General features: G+C 62.2%; 19 protein-coding genes, 1 tRNA gene and 2 pseudogenes. 8 read left to right on the top strand and 14 right to left on the bottom strand.

Annotated elements, in window-relative coordinates; translation table 11 throughout:
• Positions 1-85 precede the first annotated feature (85 nt).
• Together AC0VX3_RS05875 and mepK are read left to right on the top strand one after the other, a co-directional pair.
• A complete protein-coding gene (locus AC0VX3_RS05875) occupies positions 86-1,666 on the top strand; it encodes a sigma-54-dependent transcriptional regulator (protein WP_475523925.1) in 1,581 nt (526 codons plus the stop codon).
• A 283-nt stretch (positions 1,667-1,949) separates the two neighbouring features.
• A complete protein-coding gene (gene mepK, locus AC0VX3_RS05870; RefSeq protein ID WP_475525149.1) occupies positions 1,950-3,722 on the top strand; it encodes a peptidoglycan L,D-endopeptidase MepK in 1,773 nt (590 codons plus the stop codon).
• 112 nt (positions 3,723-3,834) lie between these two features.
• On the opposite strand, the gene AC0VX3_RS05865 is transcribed toward mepK, so the two are convergent.
• The 3 genes from AC0VX3_RS05865 to AC0VX3_RS05855 form a co-directional block, all read right to left on the bottom strand.
• Entirely contained in the window at positions 3,835-4,101 is a 267-nt protein-coding gene (locus AC0VX3_RS05865; protein WP_342893069.1) for a DUF2312 domain-containing protein, read from the bottom strand.
• Positions 4,102-4,250: 149 nt separating this feature from the next.
• Positions 4,251-4,547 carry a DUF1244 domain-containing protein gene (locus tag AC0VX3_RS05860; protein WP_342893070.1) on the bottom strand — a complete coding sequence of 99 codons (297 nt, stop codon included), beginning with the start codon at positions 4,545-4,547 and terminating at the stop codon, positions 4,251-4,253.
• A 45-nt stretch (positions 4,548-4,592) separates the two neighbouring features.
• Positions 4,593-5,402 carry an N-formylglutamate amidohydrolase gene (locus AC0VX3_RS05855; protein ID WP_475523924.1) on the bottom strand — a complete coding sequence of 270 codons (810 nt, stop codon included), beginning with the start codon at positions 5,400-5,402 and terminating at the stop codon, positions 4,593-4,595.
• A 495-nt stretch (positions 5,403-5,897) separates the two neighbouring features.
• Here AC0VX3_RS05855 and AC0VX3_RS05850 point away from each other — a divergent pair, with 495 nt between their 5' ends.
• Both AC0VX3_RS05850 and pyk read left to right on the top strand, forming a co-directional pair.
• Complete coding sequence (locus tag AC0VX3_RS05850; RefSeq protein WP_342893202.1) at positions 5,898-6,299, top strand: DUF1036 domain-containing protein; 402 nt, start codon at positions 5,898-5,900, stop codon at positions 6,297-6,299.
• Positions 6,296-7,732 carry a pyruvate kinase gene (pyk, locus tag AC0VX3_RS05845; RefSeq protein ID WP_475523923.1) on the top strand — a complete coding sequence of 479 codons (1,437 nt, stop codon included), beginning with the start codon at positions 6,296-6,298 and terminating at the stop codon, positions 7,730-7,732. The genes AC0VX3_RS05850 and pyk overlap by 4 nt, the downstream gene beginning before the upstream one ends.
• Positions 7,733-7,778: 46 nt before the next feature.
• On the opposite strand, the gene AC0VX3_RS05840 is transcribed toward pyk, so the two are convergent.
• The 5 genes from AC0VX3_RS05840 to cpdR all read right to left on the bottom strand — a co-directional run bounded on the left by AC0VX3_RS05840 (position 7,779) and on the right by cpdR (position 10,535).
• Positions 7,779-8,783 (bottom strand): alpha/beta fold hydrolase, encoded by a 1,005-nt coding sequence (locus tag AC0VX3_RS05840; RefSeq protein ID WP_475523922.1) that lies wholly within the window; start codon positions 8,781-8,783, stop codon positions 7,779-7,781.
• Between the two features lie 57 nt (positions 8,784-8,840).
• Positions 8,841-9,503 carry a tetratricopeptide repeat protein gene (locus AC0VX3_RS05835; RefSeq protein ID WP_348152017.1) on the bottom strand — a complete coding sequence of 221 codons (663 nt, stop codon included), beginning with the start codon at positions 9,501-9,503 and terminating at the stop codon, positions 8,841-8,843.
• A gap of 162 nt (positions 9,504-9,665) precedes the next feature.
• On the bottom strand, positions 9,666-9,791 hold the full coding sequence (ykgO, locus tag AC0VX3_RS05830; RefSeq protein ID WP_006932207.1) for a type B 50S ribosomal protein L36: 126 nt from the start codon (positions 9,789-9,791) through the stop codon (positions 9,666-9,668).
• Positions 9,792-9,943: 152 nt separating this feature from the next.
• Positions 9,944-10,018 (bottom strand) — tRNA-Val (locus tag AC0VX3_RS05825).
• A gap of 157 nt (positions 10,019-10,175) precedes the next feature.
• On the bottom strand, positions 10,176-10,535 hold the full coding sequence (cpdR, locus tag AC0VX3_RS05820; protein WP_342893075.1) for a cell cycle two-component system response regulator CpdR: 360 nt from the start codon (positions 10,533-10,535) through the stop codon (positions 10,176-10,178).
• Between the two features lie 248 nt (positions 10,536-10,783).
• Between cpdR and AC0VX3_RS05815 the strand changes: the two genes are divergently transcribed.
• Both AC0VX3_RS05815 and hisN read left to right on the top strand, forming a co-directional pair.
• Positions 10,784-11,647, top strand: coding sequence for an N-formylglutamate amidohydrolase (locus tag AC0VX3_RS05815; RefSeq protein WP_475525148.1), 864 nt, complete (start codon positions 10,784-10,786; stop codon positions 11,645-11,647).
• A 296-nt stretch (positions 11,648-11,943) separates the two neighbouring features.
• Positions 11,944-12,744, top strand: coding sequence for a histidinol-phosphatase (hisN, locus tag AC0VX3_RS05810; RefSeq protein WP_475523921.1), 801 nt, complete (start codon positions 11,944-11,946; stop codon positions 12,742-12,744).
• Positions 12,745-12,786: 42 nt separating this feature from the next.
• On the opposite strand, the gene AC0VX3_RS05805 is transcribed toward hisN, so the two are convergent.
• Both AC0VX3_RS05805 and AC0VX3_RS05800 read right to left on the bottom strand, forming a co-directional pair.
• The gene (locus AC0VX3_RS05805) at positions 12,787-13,902 is read right to left on the bottom strand and encodes an alpha/beta fold hydrolase (protein ID WP_475523920.1); all 1,116 of its coding nucleotides are present in this window, start codon (positions 13,900-13,902) and stop codon (positions 12,787-12,789) included.
• Positions 13,903-14,122: 220 nt separating this feature from the next.
• A complete protein-coding gene (locus tag AC0VX3_RS05800) occupies positions 14,123-14,566 on the bottom strand; it encodes a hypothetical protein (RefSeq protein WP_475523919.1) in 444 nt (147 codons plus the stop codon).
• A gap of 272 nt (positions 14,567-14,838) precedes the next feature.
• Between AC0VX3_RS05800 and AC0VX3_RS05795 the strand changes: the two genes are divergently transcribed.
• Positions 14,839-15,285: an Hsp20 family protein gene (locus AC0VX3_RS05795; RefSeq protein WP_475523918.1), complete on the top strand. Its 447-nt coding sequence runs from the start codon at positions 14,839-14,841 to the stop codon at positions 15,283-15,285.
• A gap of 467 nt (positions 15,286-15,752) precedes the next feature.
• On the opposite strand, the gene AC0VX3_RS05790 is transcribed toward AC0VX3_RS05795, so the two are convergent.
• Entirely contained in the window at positions 15,753-16,049 is a 297-nt protein-coding gene (locus tag AC0VX3_RS05790; RefSeq protein ID WP_475523917.1) for a helix-turn-helix transcriptional regulator, read from the bottom strand.
• On the opposite strand from AC0VX3_RS05790, the pseudogene AC0VX3_RS05785 reads away from it, so the two are divergent.
• Positions 15,978-16,382, top strand: a pseudogene (locus AC0VX3_RS05785) (SDR family NAD(P)-dependent oxidoreductase); the annotation flags it as partial. The gene AC0VX3_RS05790 and the pseudogene AC0VX3_RS05785 sit on opposite strands and share 72 nt — an antisense overlap.
• Before the next feature lie 99 nt (positions 16,383-16,481).
• Here the strand turns inward: AC0VX3_RS05785 and AC0VX3_RS05780 are convergent.
• The 3 genes and pseudogenes from AC0VX3_RS05780 to AC0VX3_RS05770 all read right to left on the bottom strand — a co-directional run bounded on the left by AC0VX3_RS05780 (position 16,482) and on the right by AC0VX3_RS05770 (position 19,020).
• A pseudogene (locus AC0VX3_RS05780) lies at positions 16,482-17,541 on the bottom strand (threonine aldolase family protein).
• 63 nt (positions 17,542-17,604) lie between these two features.
• Positions 17,605-18,192, bottom strand: coding sequence for a DoxX family protein (locus AC0VX3_RS05775; RefSeq protein WP_475523916.1), 588 nt, complete (start codon positions 18,190-18,192; stop codon positions 17,605-17,607).
• Positions 18,193-18,228: 36 nt separating this feature from the next.
• A complete protein-coding gene (locus tag AC0VX3_RS05770; RefSeq protein WP_475523915.1) occupies positions 18,229-19,020 on the bottom strand; it encodes an HvfC/BufC N-terminal domain-containing protein in 792 nt (263 codons plus the stop codon).

Here is a 19,020-nt window from a genome sequence, read left to right as displayed (position 1 = left end):
TGACCCCGCCTGGACGATTTGTTTACCCAATTGCCACCAGAATGGTTCGAAACGAGACATATTTGCGGAACGAGTGACACAGGTTATGCAGGCAATCAGCGGCAAAATTCTCATCGTTGACGACGATCCGATTCAGCGCAGGCTGCTGCAGGAAGCCGTCAAGAAGTTCGGCTACCGGTCGAAGACCGCGGAAAACGGCGTCGAAGCCGTGCGCATCATGTCCGGCCCCGAGGCCAGCGAGATCGATCTGATCATTCTGGACATGGTCATGCCGGAACTGGACGGGCTCGGCGTGCTGGAAAAACTGCGCGGCGACAAGAACGCGACCCCGGTGATCGTGCAGACCGCTCATGGCGGCATCGACACCGTGGTCAGCGTCATGAATGCGGGCGCCCAGGATTTCGTGGTCAAGCCGGTGGCCCCGGAACGGCTCAATGTGTCGATCCGCAATCTGTTGAAGACCTCCGCTCTGGAAGGCGAGATCACGCGCATCCGCAAACAGGCTTCCGGCACGCTCACATTCAACGACATCATCACCCACTCTCCCGCCATGGAACGGGTGATCAATCTCGGCAAGCGTGCCGCCGCCTCCAACATTCCGATCCTGATCGAGGGGGAAAGCGGTGTCGGCAAGGAAATGATCGCCAGCGCCATTCAGGGGTCGAGCGACCGCAAGTCCAAGCCTTTGGTCACGGTCAACTGCGGCGCCATTCCGGACAATCTGGTGGAATCGATCCTGTTCGGCCACGAAAAGGGCGCCTTCACCGGCGCCGTCGACAAGCATGCGGGCAAGTTCCAGGAGGCTCATGGCGGCACGCTGTTCCTCGACGAGGTCGGCGAGCTGCCCCAGGACGTGCAAGTGAAACTGCTTCGGGCGATTCAGGAAAACGAGATCGACCCGATCGGCGCAAGGCGTCCTGTGAAGGTGGATTTCCGCCTGATCTCGGCCACGAACCGGCGCCTGGTTGACCAGGTCAAGGAAGGTGCGTTCCGGGAAGACCTCTATTACCGTCTCAACGTTTTTCCGATCTGGATCCCGCCCCTGCGCGACCGGCGCGAGGACATTCCCGCACTGGCCCGGCATTTTCTGGCGCGGTTTACCGCCGAAGAAGGCAAACCCCAGGTCTCGGCCATCTCCACCGACACGCTTGCCATGCTTCAGGAGTATCATTGGCCGGGCAATATCCGGCAGCTGGAAAATTCGGTCTTCCGCGCGGTCGTCCTGTGCGACGGACCCCAGCTGACGATCAACGACTTTCCCCAGGTTGCCGCCGCGACCCATTCGGCCACGCCGGTGGCGCACCCTCTTCCGGCAGCAACGCCCGAGGCGCCCCGCCCGGCAGCGCCGGCCTCGGCTCAGACCCATAATTCAGCCGCCAGTCTGGGCGCAAGTCAGGCCGGAAATCAGAGTGGAGTGATGCCGACCGCCCCTGCGCCCGCCGGTTTCGAACAATCCGCTCCCTTCGGCTTCATGCGCAGCCTCGATCAGGACGGGCACATCCGCAAACTTGCCGATATCGAGGAGGAACTGATTCGGGCTGCGATCAACCATTATTCAGGCCGCATGACGGAAGTTGCCCGCAGGCTCGGCATCGGAAGGTCCACACTTTATCGCAAGCTGAAGGAATACGGCCTCGAGGGCGATGGCAAGGACGCCGCCGCCTGATTTGAGCAGGATCAAGGCGACGGGGTGGAAATTGACGATATTTTGACGCATTCTCCGGTTATCCAGCATCGCCGGGGTGCAGTACCGGAATGAATATGCGGCGTTGCATTTCCGTCACGATTTTCAGGCAAGTGAATTTAGGGTAAAAACTTCTTAACTTGCGGCAGCTAAACTGGTTCCCTGCTGGGGAGCACGGGATGGGTGAAAACCCTCGGAAACGGCGAGAAAGAGATTGCGTAACCGGTTTGTTGATTTCGACGCCGTCGGATGGCTGAAGCGTGCCGTGACAACGGCAAGCGCGTTTCTGGTCGTGTCGGTCTGTCTGACAGCCGCGGCCCAGGCTGAAACCCGTACGCTCAAATTGTACAACACCCACACCAAGGAACGTGTGTCCGTCACCTTCAAGAGGAACGGACGCTACCTGCCCGAGGGTCTGCGCGAGGCCAACCGCTTCCTGCGCGACTGGCGCCGCAACGAAATCATCAAGATGGACCCCGAGCTGCTCGATCTTGTCTGGGAGGTCTACCAGAAGGTCGGCGCACGCGATCACATCAACGTCGTTTCCAGTTACCGTTCCCCGGCGACCAACAACATGCTCCGCAAGCGCTCTTCCGGCGTCGCCAAGAACAGCCAGCACACGCTGGGCAAGGCCATGGATTTTTATATCCCGGGCGTGAACCTGTCCAAGCTGCGGGCAGCGGGCCTGCGCAAGGAAGTGGGCGGCGTTGGCTATTATCCGCGGTCCGGCTCCCCCTTCGTTCACATGGATACCGGACGGATCCGGCACTGGCCACGCATGAGCCGTTCCCAGCTTGCCAGGGTTTTCCCCAACGGCAAGACCTTGCACATTCCTTCCGACGGCAAGCCGCTCAGCGGCTACAAGGTCGCCCTGGCACAAAGCAAGTCCGGCAGTTCGAGAACCTCCCGGCCGACGATTGTCGCCTCGAACAGCCCTTCCAGAGCCACCACCCGCAACCAGAGCCTGACCAACCCGGCCGCACCGATCCCGGTCAAGCCGGCTGCTGACGGCGCCGGCGACGGCAATCTGTTCGCCCGGCTCTTTGGTGGCGGCGGCCGTGACGGCAATGAAACAGCCCGGCCCGGCGCGGTCGGCAATGCTCCGAAGGCGACCCGGACGGCAAGCGTATCCCCGGTGGTCGACAATCCGCCGGTCCCGGGACGCAAGGTTCGCAGCAACGCGCCGCCGCTTGCCATTGCCGGCGCGGAACCGGATCTGCAACCGCAGGCCGCGGCTCCTGTTGCCGTTGCCAGCGCGGCGCCTCTGCCCCCTGCAAACACGCTCGACGCCCAACGCACGGCCCTGGAAACGGGCCAGCCGGCAGCGCCGAGCCAGACCATCGATTCCCGGTTCCAGATTGCCCGCGCGCCGGCTCAAAAGCCGAATTCGGGCCTGAGCGCGGCGGCCCGGGCCGCGGCCGCGACACTTGGCCAGACAGCTGCAGAGCCTGACAGCCAAGCGGAAACCGTGACTGCGGCATTGCCGGTTCCAAACCCTGTTTCTTCTCCGGCCCCTGTTTCCGCTCCGGTGACTGATCCGGTAGCGGCCATTGCCGCGGCGACGGGAACATCCGTGCCCTCGCCGACACCCGCTCCCCGGCCGGGAACGACACTTGCCTATGCATCGGCGGCGGCCACACCGCCTGTCCTGAACCGGTCGCTGCGTCCTTCCGCCGGATTGCAGAAACACACTCCCGGGCCGCGGCCCGGCAGCACGGCCACCACCGGTTCGGACCAGGCCAGGCGTCCGTCCGTCTCCGGACGGATCCCGCAGGACCAGATCGTTGATCCGCTTTCAGGTTTTGCCAGCCTGCCTGACAAGTCGGAGCCGACACTCCTGTCCGGCGCCGGGACCACGCGCCATCAGGCATTCGCCTGGCTCAAGCACCCCAATCAGCGTGCCTTGAAAAACGTCATGCTGCCCGGCAACCGGTTTGTTGCGGCCAGTTTCGACCACACGCCCTACGGCGGCCTGCGCACCGACCGGTTCGACGGCGGCCCGGCAGTGATCGTGCTTCCCGTGCGCTTCGCCCGATAGACGACCCTTTCATCAAAAAACAATAAAGCCCGGCATCACTGCCGGGCTCTGTTTGTCAGCTATCTGGAGTGGCTCGAAAGCCGCTCGATCGCTTGGCACGATTTACTCTTGCTCAGCCTTCGGACGGCACTTCGGCGGCCATTCCAAGCGCATGCAGGTAAAGGTCGAGCACGGCCTCTTCCTCTTCACGCTCATGGGGCTGTTTCTTGCGCAGCGAGACGACCTTGCGCAGGATCTTGACATCATAACCGTTGCCCTTGGCCTCGGCATAGACATCCTTGATGTCGTCGGAAATGACCTTCTTTTCTTCTTCCAGACGCTCAATGCGCTCGACGAATGCCCGCAGCTGATCGGCTGCCACTCCACCCGGATCGGACATGTTCTAAAGTCTCCTTGTTGTTTCTTATTACCTGTCGGATTGCACGGCACGGACGGGCGAGCCCTGACCGCGGTTCTTGAAATCGTGTTGTGCCCTGCCAGAGTCGGCCGGGACCGTCAAGCTGCCGCCCTGCAATTTTGAACGATGGTTCAGTGGGCCGGATTGTTTTTCTCGAAAGCGGCCTTCTGATCGGCGGTCGCCTCGGACTGATACCTGGCTTTCCAGTCGTCATAGGGCATGCCGTAGACAATTTCCCGGGCCGACGCCTTGTCGAGTTCCAGCCCCTTTTCCCCGGCAGCGTCCTGGTACCAGTTGGACAGGCAGTTGCGGCAAAATCCGGCCAGGTTCATCATGTCGATGTTCTGAACGTCCGTTCGTCCCTGCAAATGCGCCACAAGGCGGCGGAAGACGGCTGCTTCCAGTTCCAGTTTGGTCTGTTCATCCATGGCTTGCGGCCTCCTCGTTTTGTCTCGCCGCCCTTTGCAGGGCACTCAATCCGTGTCACTGCGCGACTTGAAATGCTGGATGCGGCGGCAGTCCAGACTTGTCACTATGGTTCGCAGGACCGGTTCCAGACGATCGGCCCATTCTGTAACGCCGTGCGGATCGCCGATCAGATCCTGGCGCAATTCCAGCAAAGCATGCGCCAGACCGCGGCTGGTTGCGTGGCGGTACATTGTGTCGTTTTTGAGAGCGCCGTCGTAAGGTTCATTGTCCCCCACGACAAGATCCTCCTGAGCTCTCAGACCATCCAGCATCGGCCGGGCGGCTCTTGGATCGCTGTCCCAAAGCACCGTGATGTGCCAGGGCCGGGGCACCCCGCGCCAGACCGGCGTGAAGCTGTGAATCGAGACAATGACAGGCGGCGGCGCCTTGGCGATCATCGTGTTGAGCGACCGGTCGATCAGGTCGTGATACGGCTTGTGGAACGCCTCGATCCGGCCGGCACGCTCCCGCCCGTCGACCTGCGCGTTGCCGGGCACGATCGCGCCGTCGGACAGGCGCATGATCAGGGTCGGGTCGTCTTCTCCCCGGTTGGGGTCGATCAGCAGACGGGAATATGTGGTCAGGCAGGCAGGTGCGTTCAGACGCCTTGCCAGTTCGAGCGTGACCGCGCGGGCGCCGATGTCATAGCCGATATGGCGCTCGAACTGCTCCGCCGGGACCCCCAGGTCGCCATAACCGGGCGGCACCGTGTTGCGCGCGTGGTCGCACAGAAGCAGGAGACCCGAATCGGGATCCCCGCTGATATATTCGACTGGCTGAAAAGCCACACCGGGTTCGGCTGCAGTTTCTGTCATCTCTCGCTTCATGGAAATGCGTGCGGCTCTCGATATGCAGGCCGTCAGGTGTACGGCAATCAGGCATCGGAACCAAGACCCAAATCACCGCCCCGCGGGCCGGCGGCTGCAGATTCCGGTGCCCGCGCGAAAAAGATCCAGACGCCGGTCACCGGCACTTTTGCCTAGGAACGTACAACCCTGTATACGCTTTATTGTCAGCGAAAATCGCTCGCGGACCAAACGGTCATGTTCCCGCCCCATTTCTAACCACAAAGGGTTGGGATGGTCTGATCGGGCACGTATTTTCAGACGGTCGGGAAAACAAGTTTGGGCGAAAGCTTCCTGATCCTGTTAACGACGTTGACAAGTCCCCCTTGTCCACGCAAAAAACGAATGTCTGTGAAGCAGCAAAGTGAACGACTGCATATGTTTAAGGTTGGGGAACGGTACCAGGGCAGGGATCGGGCACGTATGAACGCGCCCGCCAAGGTTGCCTGCGCCGGAGCTCTCGCCATGCTGTTTCTTTCTGCCGCGAGCAACGATGCCAGGGCTGATCTGCGTCTGTGCAACAAGACGGACAGCCAGGTCGGGGTCGCAATCGGTTACAAGGACAAAACCGACTGGGTGACCGAAGGCTGGTGGAATCTGGCTTCCAATTCCTGCGAGACACTGGTGCCCGGTGCACTGGTGTCACGATACTATTACATCTACGCAGTTGATTATGACCAATTCGGCGAATGGGGTGGCCGGGCATTCATGTGCACCCGGGAAAAGGAATTCACCATTCGCGGAATTGAGGACTGCGTGGCTCGCGGATTTGAGCGGACAGGCTTCTTTGAAATAGACACGGGCGAGCAGAGCAGCTGGACGGTCCAGCTGACCGAACCCGTGCAGCAGGGGACAGGTGGGCGATGAGGCGTAACCGACGAGTCAAGATACTGGCAACTCTCGGACCCTCCTCCTCAGAACAAGACATCATCGAAAAACTGTATCGCTCGGGTGCGGACGTGTTCCGCATCAACATGAGTCATACCGATCATGATCGTCTGAAGATGCTTGTGGAGCGCATCCGTTCTGTCGAGGAGAAAATTGGACGGCCGATCGGCATTCTGGCCGATCTGCAGGGACCGAAGCTGCGTGTGGGCACTTTCGCAAACGGCCCGGTCGTGCTGGAAAACGGCGCGAGTTTCACGCTCGACGCCGACACGTCCGGCGGCGACATCAATCGTGTTCATCTGCCGCACCCCGAAATCCTGAAGGCACTGGAGCCGGGTCACCGCCTGTTGCTCGATGACGGCAAGGTCCAGTTGAACGTCACGGAAGCCAGCGCGACCAGAGCGGTCACGGAAGTCGTCGTCGGCGGCAAGATGTCGGACCGCAAGGGCGTCAGTGTTCCCGATTCGGAAATCGCGACCAGCGCCATGACCGAGAAGGACCACAAGGACCTGATCGCCGCGCTCGAGCAGAACGTCGACTGGGTTGCGCTGTCCTTCGTGCAGCGTGCCGACGATATCGCCGAAGTGCGCAAGATCGTCCGCGGCCGCGCCGGTGTTCTCGCCAAGATCGAGAAGCCTCAGGCGATCGGTCGGCTGGACGAGATCATCGAGCTGTCCGATGCCATCATGGTCGCCCGCGGCGATCTGGGCGTGGAGTTGCCGCTGGAACAGGTTCCAGGACTTCAGAAACGGATCACCCGCGCCTGCCGCCGCGCCGGCAAACCTGTCGTGATCGCCACCCAGATGCTGGAGTCGATGATTACGGCACCGGTTCCGACACGCGCGGAAGTGTCCGACGTTGCCACTGCCGTTTTCGAGGGCGCCGACGCCGTCATGCTGTCGGCCGAATCCGCCGCCGGCGACTTTCCGATCGAAGCCGTGTCCACCATGGACAGGATCGCCCGGGAGGTGGAGCAGGACACCAACTTCCGCAACATCATCTACTCTCAGCGGACCGAGCCGGAAGCAACCGGCGCCGATGCGATTTCCGCGGCCGCCCGGCAGATCGCCGAAACGCTCAATCTCGCGGCAGTGGTGTGTTACACGACGTCCGGTGCCACGGGCCTGCGCGCCTCGCGTGAACGGCCGGCCAGCCCGGTGATCGTGCTGTCCCCGGTCCTGGCGACAGCGCGCCGCCTGTCCCTCGGCTGGGGCCTTCACTGCGTTGTCAGCGAGGACGCCGCCAACGAGGAAGACATGATCGATCGTGCCTGCCGCATCTCCTATTCGGAGGATTTCGCGAAACCGGGGCAGAGAATCATCGTGACGGCCGGTGTCCCCTTCGGCACGCCCGGCTCCACCAACATGTTGCGGATTGCCTTTGTCGGCAAGGACGGCCAGGGCGGCATTTGACGCTCTAACCGATTAGATTGAAAAGGCGGCCACCCGGCCGCCTTTTTCATGCCGGCTGCTGCAGTGCCGCCGGCCGGTCCTGCGTCTCTTCCCGGCCGTCCGCCTCAACCCGCAGCACCAGCCTGTCGAGCGCCGTGACGATGGCCTGGGTGTGCGTGTGATGCAGCATGTGCCCTGCCCTGTCCAGAACGACAAGTTCCGCATCGGGAAGATCGGTGAGCAGTCCCTCGCAATGGATGGACGGCCACACCACCGTATCCTCCGTGCCCGTGACGACAAGCGCCGGACGGGTCAGACCGGGGTAGCGCGGCGCCTGGCTTGTGAGCGCCCGTTTCAAGTCGTGTATGTGTCTGGCATTGGCGCGGAAACTTTCCGGGCGGAACAGCAGGGGGAGACGAATCGACCGGGCATAGCCGCGAGGCGCCGGATCCGGAGAAAAGACGTTTGTCATGGCCGCCGGCGCCAGCCGCTCGGCAACCGGCAGCGTCAGGGTTCGGACAAACAGCCAGCCAACAACGGGCAAGGCGGCGAGCGTGTAGTACCAGGTGACACCGCCCGGCCAGACATGCGTGACAGGCGCCAGAAACGCCAGACCCCTGACCCGGTCCGGCGCGGCCAGTCCGAGAGCCGCCGTCACCGCTCCCGCCAGCGAATGACCCACCACCACCGCCTTGTCGATCCGAAGCTCCTCAAGGAGGCCGGCAATCAACCGGGCCTGACCGTCCGGAGAGCGGTGAACGGCGCGCCCGCGTTCGGAATAGCCCAGGCCCGGCCGGTCGACGAACAAGGCGGCTGCCCGGCCCCGGAAGGCCGGTTCGAACGCGAGCCTCATGTCATAGGCATTGCCGCTGGCACCGTGGAGGAACACCAGCACGGGCGCGCCCGGCTTTTCCCCGGCCCCCGGAAGGAAATGATAGTGAAGTCGGACACCGTCCACGGTTGCAAAGGCGCCGTCCGGCGTCAGCCGGCGCGTGATCCGGCCGGACCGCAAGCGGGTATAGGCGGCCAGCAACGCCAGACCGGCCACCGCCACAAGAAAAGTCGTCATCATGAGAGCGACATAGCACCCCGAAAGCGGCAATCAAGGGCCAGGCCGGTCACCCGGCACTCATGCCGGCGCGCCTTCCGCGTCCTTTTCCAGGGTTTCGACCGCCTTGGCGGCGTTCTCCAGACCGGGATTGACCTCCAGGGCACGCCGGAAAGTCGTCAGCGCTTCGGTTTCAAACCCGAGACGCCGCTGAATGATCGCAAGTCCGGACAGGGCGCCCCAGTGCCGCGGTTCCAGCGCCAGCGTGCGCTCGATGTCGACGAGAGACTTGCCGAAATCCTCACGCATGTAGTGAACGGTCGCCCGTCTGTTCCAGCCTTCCGCATAGGACGGTTTCAAAATCACGACCGCGTCCAGAAGGTCAAGGGCAAGTCCGTGGTCCTCCGCCTGGATCGCCTTGCCGGCCCGGGACATCAGCACGTCGACGGTGTCGCTGCCGGACGCCATCCAGATCAACTGGATTTCCCGGGCGATGCGCTCGGCCGACTTGGGCGTATCCACTTCGGCAAGATCGGTAAAGAGCTCGTCCAGACGGGATTTTTCCTCGTCCGGATCGGTGTCCTCGACAACAACCTGACCGCCCTCTTCGGGCAGGTCTTCCGGAAGCGGGCTGAAGTCCTCCGCCGACGGCGGCGCGGCTTCCGGGCCGAAGTCCGGCACGGTCTGGGCGCCAGCGGAAGGCGCTCCGAGAAGGACAAGAAGGGTAAACACAAAAATACGCATGCAGCGATTATGGGTCGCTGCATGCGGCGGTCAATCCGGGAATTTGACACATCTTCGTGCGCCAACTGCTCAGCTCGGTGAACCTTCCACAATCAGTCTGCACAAGCAGCTGATACAAAAGGCGAATTCAAACCGAAGCCGCAGATCGGCGCAGCAACAGGATCAGCCCTGGCGTGCTTTGAAACGCGGGTTTTTCTTGTTGATGATGTAGACGCGGCCTTTCCGGCGCACCATGCGATTGTCGCGGTGGCGGGTCATGAGCGCTTTGAGCGAGTTTTTGATCTTCATGTCAATGTCCCCCCGGAGGGTCCTGCTACTTTAAACCAAATGAGCGCCAGAGGCGCTCACATTCGAGTGGATCGGCCTGGAAGCAGCGGCAGCAGATGCGCCTGTCTGTCAGATCAATCCGCGCTGCCTGAAACCATCAACCAGCGAAACAATGGTGGGCGTGACAGGGATTGAACCTGTGACCCCTTCGATGTCAACGAAGTGCTCTCCCGCTGAGCTACACGCCCGAATTTCTCGGTCCCCGGCGCCCCAACGCCGTGGTGGAGTGCGATATAACGGGGTTCAGCAAACTGTGCAACCCCCCTTGTTCACCGAACCGTCAAAAATTCCCCAGTCTTGTGAGTGTCCTGCGAATGTGCCGGCAGCTCCCGTCGGAACGGAGGCTCAGTCCTCCAGCATGCGCTCCACTTCCTGAACCAGATCCTTCAGATGAAAGGGCTTGGACAACACCTTTGCGTCCTTCGGTGCATCGGATTCGGGATTGAGAGCGACGGCGGCAAAGCCGGTGATGAACATCACCTTGAGGTCGGGATCGAGTTCGGTCGCGCGCCGCGCCAGTTCGATCCCGTCCATTTCAGGCATCACGATATCCGTCAGAAGCAGCGAGAACGGCTCCTCGCGCAGCCGTTCGTATGCGCTCTTGCCGTTGTCGAACGACACCACGTCGTGCCCGGCATTCTCCAGCGCCTTGGCCAGAAAGCGGCGCATGTCATCATCATCTTCTGCAAGCAGGATACGCGGCATCGTTGTCGACCAATTCCCTTAATCATCGGTTGTGGTACGGGTTTCCCGACTGCCGGTTATAGCTCGAATTCCAAAGAATGGTAGGGAGAATTGGTTCTCCTGAGGTTTTGAGGCCGTGACTGTGGACTGCGTGTTGATTCCTTGGCACCATAGGCGCTCGTCCGAACCGGACGACATACGGGAAACACCATTTGACGGACCTCGACCAGCCCTCTTCGACAGCTCCCTTCGAAGCCGACTTCAACGGGCTGCCCGCGTTCGATATCCTGTGTCCCGCCGATCAGAGGATTCCATTCGTCTTCAACTCCCCGCATTCCGGCCGCCAGTATTCGAAAAGATTCCTGGCGTCTTCCCGGCTGGATGAAAAATCCATCCGCCGGTCGGAGGACGCTTTTGTCGACGATCTGTTTGCCCATGTCGTGCCGCTCGGCGCGCCGCTGCTGCGGGCGCATTTTCCCAGGGCCTATCTCGACGTCAATCGGGAACCCTATGAACTCGACCCGAGAATGTTCGACGGGCGCCTGCCGGCCTATGCCAATGTCCGCTCGATACGGGTCGCCGGCGGGCTTGGCACCGTGGCGCGGATCGTCAGCGAGAATCACGAGATCTACCGTCACAAGCTTCCCGTGGCAGAAGCCCTGCACAGGATCGAGGAAATCTACAAGCCGTACCATTCGACCCTGCGGCGCCTGCTGGCCCAGACACACGTCACCTTCGGTTACGCGGTGCTGATCGATTGCCACTCCATGCCGTCGAGCGTCAAATGCCAGGCTACCGACACCCGCCCGGACTTCATTCTCGGGGACCGCTACGGCACCAGTTGCAGCAGTGACCTGACCGAGTTCGCCTGCGCGGTGCTGAAGGACATGGGCTACAGTGTCAGCAGGAACAAGCCCTATGCCGGCGGCTTCATCACAGAGCACTACGGCAGACCCTCCAGTGGCCTTCACGCGTTGCAGATAGAAATCAACCGCGGCCTCTATATGGACGAGACGACCCAGGAGCCGTCCGCCGGCTTTGCCGATCTGTTCCACAATCTGCGCAGCTTCGCCCGTGAACTGACGTCCATCCCCGACGCGGCACTGCCCGCCGAACCCATTGCCGCCGAATAGACGCTGGCGATAGACAAGACAGAATAAAAATCCCAAAAAAAGAGGCCGCACTCAAAGAATGAGGCGGCCCGAGTCTAGGGAGGAAACGCCCAAGGAGGGCGGCGCGACACAACGTATCGCACTGCAATAAAATCGCACCGCACCGCACAAAGGTCAAGTCTGCACATGGGGCCATACTGAACAAACTATGAGCATTCGGGCCGGTTTTACCGACACTTTTTTTTGCAAAACACGCTATACAGGCGAAAAGCCGCAACATCAGCCGATGCGCGGCCGACCGATTTATGGAGATCTCGATGTCGTTACAGCCTGTTTCCGGCTCCCATGAACTCGCCCCGTTTCTGGAGCAGCTCGCGGATGCGGCGGGCAGTGCGATCATGCCCCATTTCCGCCAGAGCTTCGACATCGACAACAAGTGGGACACCGGGTTCGACCCGGTCACCATCGCCGACAGGAACGGCGAAACGGCGATGCGCGAGCTGATCAACCGCACCTATGCGGACCACGGCATTCTCGGCGAGGAGCACGGGCCGGAAAACCTCGATGCCGACCAGGTCTGGGTGCTGGATCCCATCGACGGTACCAGGGCCTTTATCACCGGACTGCCGACCTGGGGCACCTTGATCGGCCTCAGGACGCACGGAAAACCGAGCCTCGGCATGATGGCGCAGCCTTATATCGGCGAACGCTTCTTCGGGGATTGTGACACGGCCTGGTATCGCGGACCGCTCGGGTCGCGCACACTCGGCACCCGCTCCCGTGACCGCCTGGATGACGCGACGATCTTCACGACGACTCCGGCGCTCTTCAACGAAACGGAACGGCAGGCCTTCGACCGTGTCGAGGCACAGGTACAGCTCTCGCGTTATGGCACCGATTGTTATGCCTATTGCATGGTGGCCGCCGGACTTGGCGATGCGGTGATCGAATCGGGCCTGCAGGCCTACGACATTGTCGCACTGGTGCCGATCGTCGAAGGTGCCGGCGGGGTGGTCACCACCTGGACCGGCGGTTCTCCGGCCGATGGCGGCCAGATCGTGGCCTCCGGCGACCCCCGGTTTCACGACATCCTGCTCAGGGAACTGGCCAAGGCCTGATCCGGCCAGATCCGGCCTGGGACGAGCTGAAAGGGCCGTGTCCTAGAGTGCCGCGCGGTCCAGCTCGTGCTCCACGTCCAGACCGGGAACGAACGCATCGAAAGCCGCCCAGAACTGGTCCCGGTAGGCATCCCGTTCCATCATCAGTTCATGCTCCGCAGCGGCAATTTCCAGATAGGCCGCGGCCTTTGTTCTGGCAACGAAGTCCTCGATCATCGGTGTCGACACGATCCGGTCCTTGCCCGCCGCAATCACCAGGCAGGGCAGGTGCATGTTCGGGCCGGCCGCCCGCCGTCTCAGGGCTGTCATCGCTCGACCGGCGGCGCCCAGCCAGCCGAGCGTCGGCGCGCCGACGCCGAGTTCCGGCACCTGTTCGAGCACCTTGTTGAAGCGTTCGAACCGGGTTCGGTCCGAGGTTTGCAGATTGGTCTTGAAAGGCACGAAGATGTCCCTGTTTCCACCGGGAACAAACACCCTGCCGAAGCCGACCAGAGACAGCGCTCGCGCGGCCGGATAGCCGATCCTTTCGATGAACCACGATGTTCTGGGCGCATTCGCCTTGAGTGGCACACGGCCCAGAAGACCCAGAGAGAGCGTCCGCAGGACCCGTCTGCGCAGGCCGTTCAGACCGGGCAGCCACGCGCCGGGGGGCAGGCCCAGAAGCGGCGCGGTCAGAACCGCCCGATCCAGCATGGTCCGCAGCCGGGCGGCATCGGAAAGCAGCACGAGCGCGCCCGTGGAATGCGCCAGGGCGAAATGCGGACCGGGATAGGTCGCCAGTGAAACATCCTTCAGCACGGTTCTGAGATCCACGCGATATTTCTTGAAACCGGAAACGTGTCCGCGTTTCGGATTGCGCGTCAGCCGCTGGGAGCCGCCCTGGCCGCGCCAGTCAAACGTCACCACGGCAAATCCCCGTCTGCGGAGATCGTCAATCACCTCGAAATATTTTTCGATGAATTCCGCCCGCCCCTGCAACAGGGTCACCGTGCCCTTGCGCGGGCCTTCCCCTGCCGGCCAATGGGCATAACGGATCCGTATACCGTCCGGCGTGGTCACGAACCCGGCCCGCGCGCCTTCCGGTACCGGGTTGTCCGGATGATCGGCCAGGGCCGCATGCACGCTGTCTTCCCGAAGTGCGGAGGATTTGATCTTCAATCGGTAACCCGTTTCCCTGAACACAGACGTTGGCCGCCTTGACTGGCATTGGCCGGCATCGGACCGGCTTCGGCAGCGCCTAGCGTCCGGTCGGCCTGCAGCCGTTTGACCCATCCTGTGATAGCGGGCTTGCCGCCTGCCCACAATAGCCACAGCCCGGCTCCATCGGGGTCATTCCCCCGGGAAACCGGACTGAAGGATTGAGGATGGCGGGTTGAACTCAATACCACGGGCCATTCCGGCGCGGGCCATGACCGATGGAACGGCTGCGAACGATATGCGCGGTCCGCGAGTCGACCACCAGCCGCATTTTCTGGCCGCCCCATGTCCGGGCCTTGACGATATAGACCGGACCCCGGCGATCCACGATGTGGATCTTGTGGAAACCGCGATGACGCAGGCTGCGGCGGATCTGACGCGGCTCCATCGCGAAGTGACGGCCGCGATGCCCTTTCCAGTCTCCACGCTTGCCCCGATGACCTTTCCAGTCCTTGCGGCCGTTGCCCTTGCGGTGGTCGACCTTGACGACCAGTTCGGCCTGCGCGGACTGAACCTGAGCATCGGCGGCCCGGGGAGCAGCGGAAGCCGTATTGGCGAACCCGACTGTAACCAGCAGAATGGCGCCGGCGATCGGGGCGGTTAATTTCGAAACTTTGGTGAACATGCGGGTCTCTCCTGTCTGATCCGCCAGCCCGTGCTGACGTTGCCCCGAAGATGCACCGGGCCACTTGAACGCAACCGGAAGGCACCGTTCAGGTGACATTCATGTTCAGGTCACCCATCCCGGCTGCCCCTTGAAATGAAAATCCCCAATTCCCAGATTCAGTCTTGCAGGCGCCAATCGGGTCTGCGCCGCAGTCCGGTCCCGCCAATGATGGGGGACAGGGGATTGCGCCTATCAGTGAAGTATCAGTTGCTCAAAGAGAGGACAGACACATGCGTCACTTGGACTTTTCTCCGCTTTACCGGTCCACCGTCGGGTTCGACCGTCTTTTCAACATGCTCGACAGCGCCGGCTCGGACGCGCCGAGCTATCCGCCCTACAACATCGAGCGCACGGGCGAGAATTCCTACCGCATCACCATGGCGGTCGCCGGCTTTGACGAAGCCGAGCTGTCCGTGGAAGCCAAGGAAAACGTTCTTGCCATCAAGGGCGAAAAACCCGAGGACGATGCCGACCGGGAAATCCTGTACCGGGGCATTGCATCGCGCACCTTCGAGCGCCGGTTCCAGATCGCCGAGCATGTCCGTGTGGAAGGCGCCAGCCTTGAGAACGGCCTGCTTCATGTCGATCTCGTCCGGGAAATTCCCGAAGCGATGAAACCGCGCAAGATCGAAATCACCTCCGGTTCGGCCAGGCAGATCGAAACGACGGTTCAGTAAAGCTTTCGCCTTCAATGGCAAAGGCATGACCCACGAGGCGCCTGGGAAACCAGGCGCCTCAGCTTGTTGACAAACTCCCAATTGGTCATTCCGGACAAGTGCGGCGAAGCTGCGCGCTGATCCGGAACCTGGCGCATCAGCGCGAGCGAACGCGAGCACCGGAGCGATTCAAACATCTGAAATCATTATTAAAGACGCGCCTGCGGCGCGAAGTAATCGCTGGATTCCGGCTCTGGCCATGCAACTGCGCTGCAGACCGGCCGGAATGACCCACATGAGTTTGTCAGCAGTCTGAGGCGCCTGGGAAACCAGGCGCCTTTCCGCGTTTCGAATCCAGGGGATTCAGTCCCTTCCGATCCCCCTCGGCACGGAGCCTGACCGACCGCTGTCCGGGCAATTTTCACAAAGAACTGAGCGCAGCATTCGCCGCCTCCCTCAGCCGTCCCTGCGAATGCAGGGACCGTCCATCACGTCGTTCCCGCAGGAAGCTGATTGGAGTGGCTCCATTGCCGGGGAGACTCCCCGTACAGGCGTTTGAACTCACGGCTGAACTGGGAGGAACTCACATAGCCCACCGCAAGAGCCGCGGCGTTCACGGTCATGCCCCCGGCGATCTTCGTGGCGGCGCTGTTCAGCCGCATGGACTTCGCAAACTGGATGGGAGACATGGTCGTGGCCTGTTTGAATTTGCGATGGAACACGGCCCGGCTCATCCCCACCTGCGCGGCCATATCCTCGATGGTGACTGTCTCATCCAGATGCATGGACACGTATTCGAGGCCGCGCGGGTGTTTCTGTCCAGGGGCGCGAAAGTGGTGATGATGAACCGCAGCGCCGGGAAATCACAATCCGCCATGGAGCGCCTGAAACAGGAATTCGGCGCTGATGCCCAAGTGAGTTTCGTGCACATGGACCTGGCGGTACTGGCGTCAGTGCGGGACGCAGCGGCGGAGGTCACGAAGATCGCACCCCGGATCGACGCCCTCATCTGCAACGCTGCGATCGCGCAGGTTGCCAGACAGCAGATCACCGTAGACGGCTTTGAAAGCCAGCTCGGCGTGAACCATTTCGCTCACTTCCTCCTGTGTGGATTGCTGTTCGACCGGATCGAGCAGTCGCGGGGGCGCATCGTGGTCGTCGGCAGCAATGCGTACAACCGGCTCGAGCACCGGTCCGATGAACCGGAAACCCGCCGCTCAGACCGTCTCCGACAACACTTTCAGGAACGCCGCAACGTCCGCATCGGTGGTCGCGAAGCTGGTGACCATGCGCAGGCAGACTTCATCGGATGTAGGCGCATGGCCGGCCGGCAGATCGGTGGCCGGCCATTCGTAGAGCATCGCTCCCGCGTCCTGAAGGGCTTTGAACCGGTCACGCTTCAGGATCGGGAACAACTCATTGGCCTCGACCGGCCACGCCGTCCGTCCGCCCAGACCGCGGATCCCCTCGGCAAGTCCGCCGGCCATGGCATTGGCATGGGCGGCAGTGACAAGCCAGCCGTTGTCCTCGAAGTAGCCCTCGAACTGGGCCGCCACGAAGCGGCTCTTGGAAAAAAGGTGTCCGCCGCGTTTGCGGAAATATTCAAACTCCCGGCCGGCATCCGGATCGAAGAACACGACTGCTTCCGCGCACCAGCAGCCGTTCTTGGTCGCCCCGAACGACAACACGTCGACCCCGGCCTTCCAGGTCATGTCGGCCGGCGTGCAGCCCAGCGTCACCAGCGCATTGGCAAAGCGCGCTCCGTCCATGTGCAGCGGCACGGAGCGTGTCCGGCAGAACGTCCTTGATGGCGGCGATCTCGTCGAGCGTATAGACAGTGCCGCATTCGCTCGCCTGGCTGATGGAGACCGAGGCCACCTGGCCGTGATGCACCACGCCCGCCGGGAACCCGGCCATGGCATCTGTCAGCCCTTCCGGGGTGATCTTGCCGGCCGCGCCATCGACACCCACCAGTTTGCCACCGCCGGTCATGAATTCCGGGCAGTTGCATTCATCCAGTTGGATATGCGCCGTGCGGTGGCAGAAAATGGCGCCACCGGGCCTGGCATAGGCCGTCAGGGCGAGCGCGTTCGCCGCCGTGCCGGTCGCCACGAAATAGACGGAAACCTCACGGTCGAAAATGTCACTGAACGTCCGGGAGACCGACGCTGTCAGGGGATCCGTGCCGTAGGCCGGCGCGAAGCCGGTATTGTGGCGGGCGAGCGCGGACATCACCGCCGGCGCCGCCCCCGCCCAATTGTCGCTTGCGAAATTCATACCCCGGTTTAATCAGGTCGCCGGTCGCCCGGCAACATGATTTTGCACCTGCCGGGGCCGGTCTCAGTCGTAGTACATTTCACGCCTGCGGTAGGACCGGCCGAGCAGCCAGTCGAGCGATACCACCCCCGGCCCCTTCAGGGTCGGCACCAGCAGCAGGAAGATCCAGAGCAGCCGGTCATCGGCGATCGTCGCATAGGGGTTGCCATCGAACAGGGCGCCGATCGTTTTGGCATCCACGCCGTGGCCGGTGATGTCGACATAGGTCATAACCATGATGAAGACGATCATGCCCAGGCTGGCAAAGCGCGTGAACAGGCCGACGACGACGAGCACCGGCAGGATGAATTCCCCCCAGGTCCCGAGCAGGACGATCAGGCCATAGGGAAAAAAGGCGATCTGGCTGGTGTCATAGCTGACCTGTTCCATCAGCTTCGGCAGCATCTGCGCATAGGCGCCGGATGTCGGCGTGAAGATGTTCATGAAATTGCCGCCGATCTTGGTCATCGCGGAATTCAGAAAGAACTGAAGCAATACCGCCGCGAACACGAACCGGGCCGCAAGCCCCAGGAACCAGCCATTTGTCAGCCGCTCCAGAGCACCGAACACCATCGTGTACAAGCGCACGAAAAATCCAATCAACGTACCCATTTGTTCCCCCTTCCCGGACGTGATCTCATTCCGGGGTCAGTCAGTTACATCCGCTGCCAGGCTCGTGAAGGCACCGTTCGAAAGACAGTCCGACAGACAGTCGGCCAATGAGAATTCTGCATGTTCATTCTGGGCCGCTCCGGCCGCTTCCGCCAGCGTCTCACCGTTGAACAGCGCGCTTATGAACACATCCGCGCCCGCGCGCAGAACCACAAGAGAGACATCGAGGTCCGGACGGACAACCAGAACCGGCTGCGACCTGCCCAGGTCCACGGACACATCGCAGTCCGGTTCGAGCCTGTTGGCGCGCAGCAGGTCCGCAACCGGCCAGGCGGAGCCGATCAGACAGGCGGCCGGATGCCTGGCGAAGCGGACGGACCCGATGCTCTCCGGCGGCACCGCGGCCAGGCTGGACGGGTCGAGCGGCGCGGCGTCCCCGGCGTGGTAGGCCTGCAGCCAGGCCCATTCCACCCGTGCCACATCCGTCAGATAGGGATAGGCCTCCAGCGGTGGAAACGCCGCCAGAAAGCCGGCAAAAGCTTCGCCGTACCAGATCAGCACCGGCGACACCGGCGGATGTTCGGTCAGAAACGCACGCGCAAGCGCGTTGAAATAATCCTCGCCCAGCAGCGATCTGACCGCAGGATAGGTCTTGCCCAGGGCCTCACTCAGACTGACGACCACATTGTTGCGGTAAACGTTGAACCGTTTGGGAGCCGGCATGCCGTCCGGGCCGATCACGCCGTCCGGCGGCGCGCTGTCGGGATCGAGCAGCGCCTCGGCGAAGCCGGACGCATCGGCGCCTGGCAGGGTCCTGAGCGCGCTCAT

Source organism: Roseibium sp. QJM3NY_11, assembly GCF_056173175.1.
This window is presented reverse-complemented; position numbering and strand designations above follow the sequence as displayed.

Bases quoted from the DNA above. Each gene is read 5' to 3' on its own strand.
- AC0VX3_RS05875 (WP_475523925.1), top strand. From the start codon at position 86: ATGCAGGCAATCAGCGGCAAAATTCTCATCGTTGACGACGATCCGATT.
- AC0VX3_RS05865 (WP_342893069.1), bottom strand. From the start codon at position 4,101: ATGTCCGATCCGGGTGGAGTGGCAGCCGATCAGCTGCGGGCATTCGTC.
- AC0VX3_RS05860 (WP_342893070.1), bottom strand. From the start codon at position 4,547: ATGGATGAACAGACCAAACTGGAACTGGAAGCAGCCGTCTTCCGCCGC.
- AC0VX3_RS05855 (WP_475523924.1), bottom strand. From the start codon at position 5,402: ATGACAGAAACTGCAGCCGAACCCGGTGTGGCTTTTCAGCCAGTCGAA.
- AC0VX3_RS05850 (WP_342893202.1), top strand. From the start codon at position 5,898: ATGCTGTTTCTTTCTGCCGCGAGCAACGATGCCAGGGCTGATCTGCGT.
- pyk (WP_475523923.1), top strand. From the start codon at position 6,296: ATGAGGCGTAACCGACGAGTCAAGATACTGGCAACTCTCGGACCCTCC.
- AC0VX3_RS05840 (WP_475523922.1), bottom strand. From the start codon at position 8,783: ATGATGACGACTTTTCTTGTGGCGGTGGCCGGTCTGGCGTTGCTGGCC.
- AC0VX3_RS05835 (WP_348152017.1), bottom strand. From the start codon at position 9,503: ATGCGTATTTTTGTGTTTACCCTTCTTGTCCTTCTCGGAGCGCCTTCC.
- ykgO (WP_006932207.1), bottom strand. From the start codon at position 9,791: ATGAAGATCAAAAACTCGCTCAAAGCGCTCATGACCCGCCACCGCGAC.
- cpdR (WP_342893075.1), bottom strand. From the start codon at position 10,535: ATGCCGCGTATCCTGCTTGCAGAAGATGATGATGACATGCGCCGCTTT.
- hisN (WP_475523921.1), top strand. From the start codon at position 11,944: ATGTCGTTACAGCCTGTTTCCGGCTCCCATGAACTCGCCCCGTTTCTG.
- AC0VX3_RS05800 (WP_475523919.1), bottom strand. From the start codon at position 14,566: ATGTTCACCAAAGTTTCGAAATTAACCGCCCCGATCGCCGGCGCCATT.
- AC0VX3_RS05795 (WP_475523918.1), top strand. From the start codon at position 14,839: ATGCGTCACTTGGACTTTTCTCCGCTTTACCGGTCCACCGTCGGGTTC.
- AC0VX3_RS05790 (WP_475523917.1), bottom strand. From the start codon at position 16,049: ATGCATCTGGATGAGACAGTCACCATCGAGGATATGGCCGCGCAGGTG.
- AC0VX3_RS05775 (WP_475523916.1), bottom strand. From the start codon at position 18,192: ATGGGTACGTTGATTGGATTTTTCGTGCGCTTGTACACGATGGTGTTC.
- AC0VX3_RS05770 (WP_475523915.1), bottom strand. From the start codon at position 19,020: ATGAGCGCGCTCAGGACCCTGCCAGGCGCCGATGCGTCCGGCTTCGCC.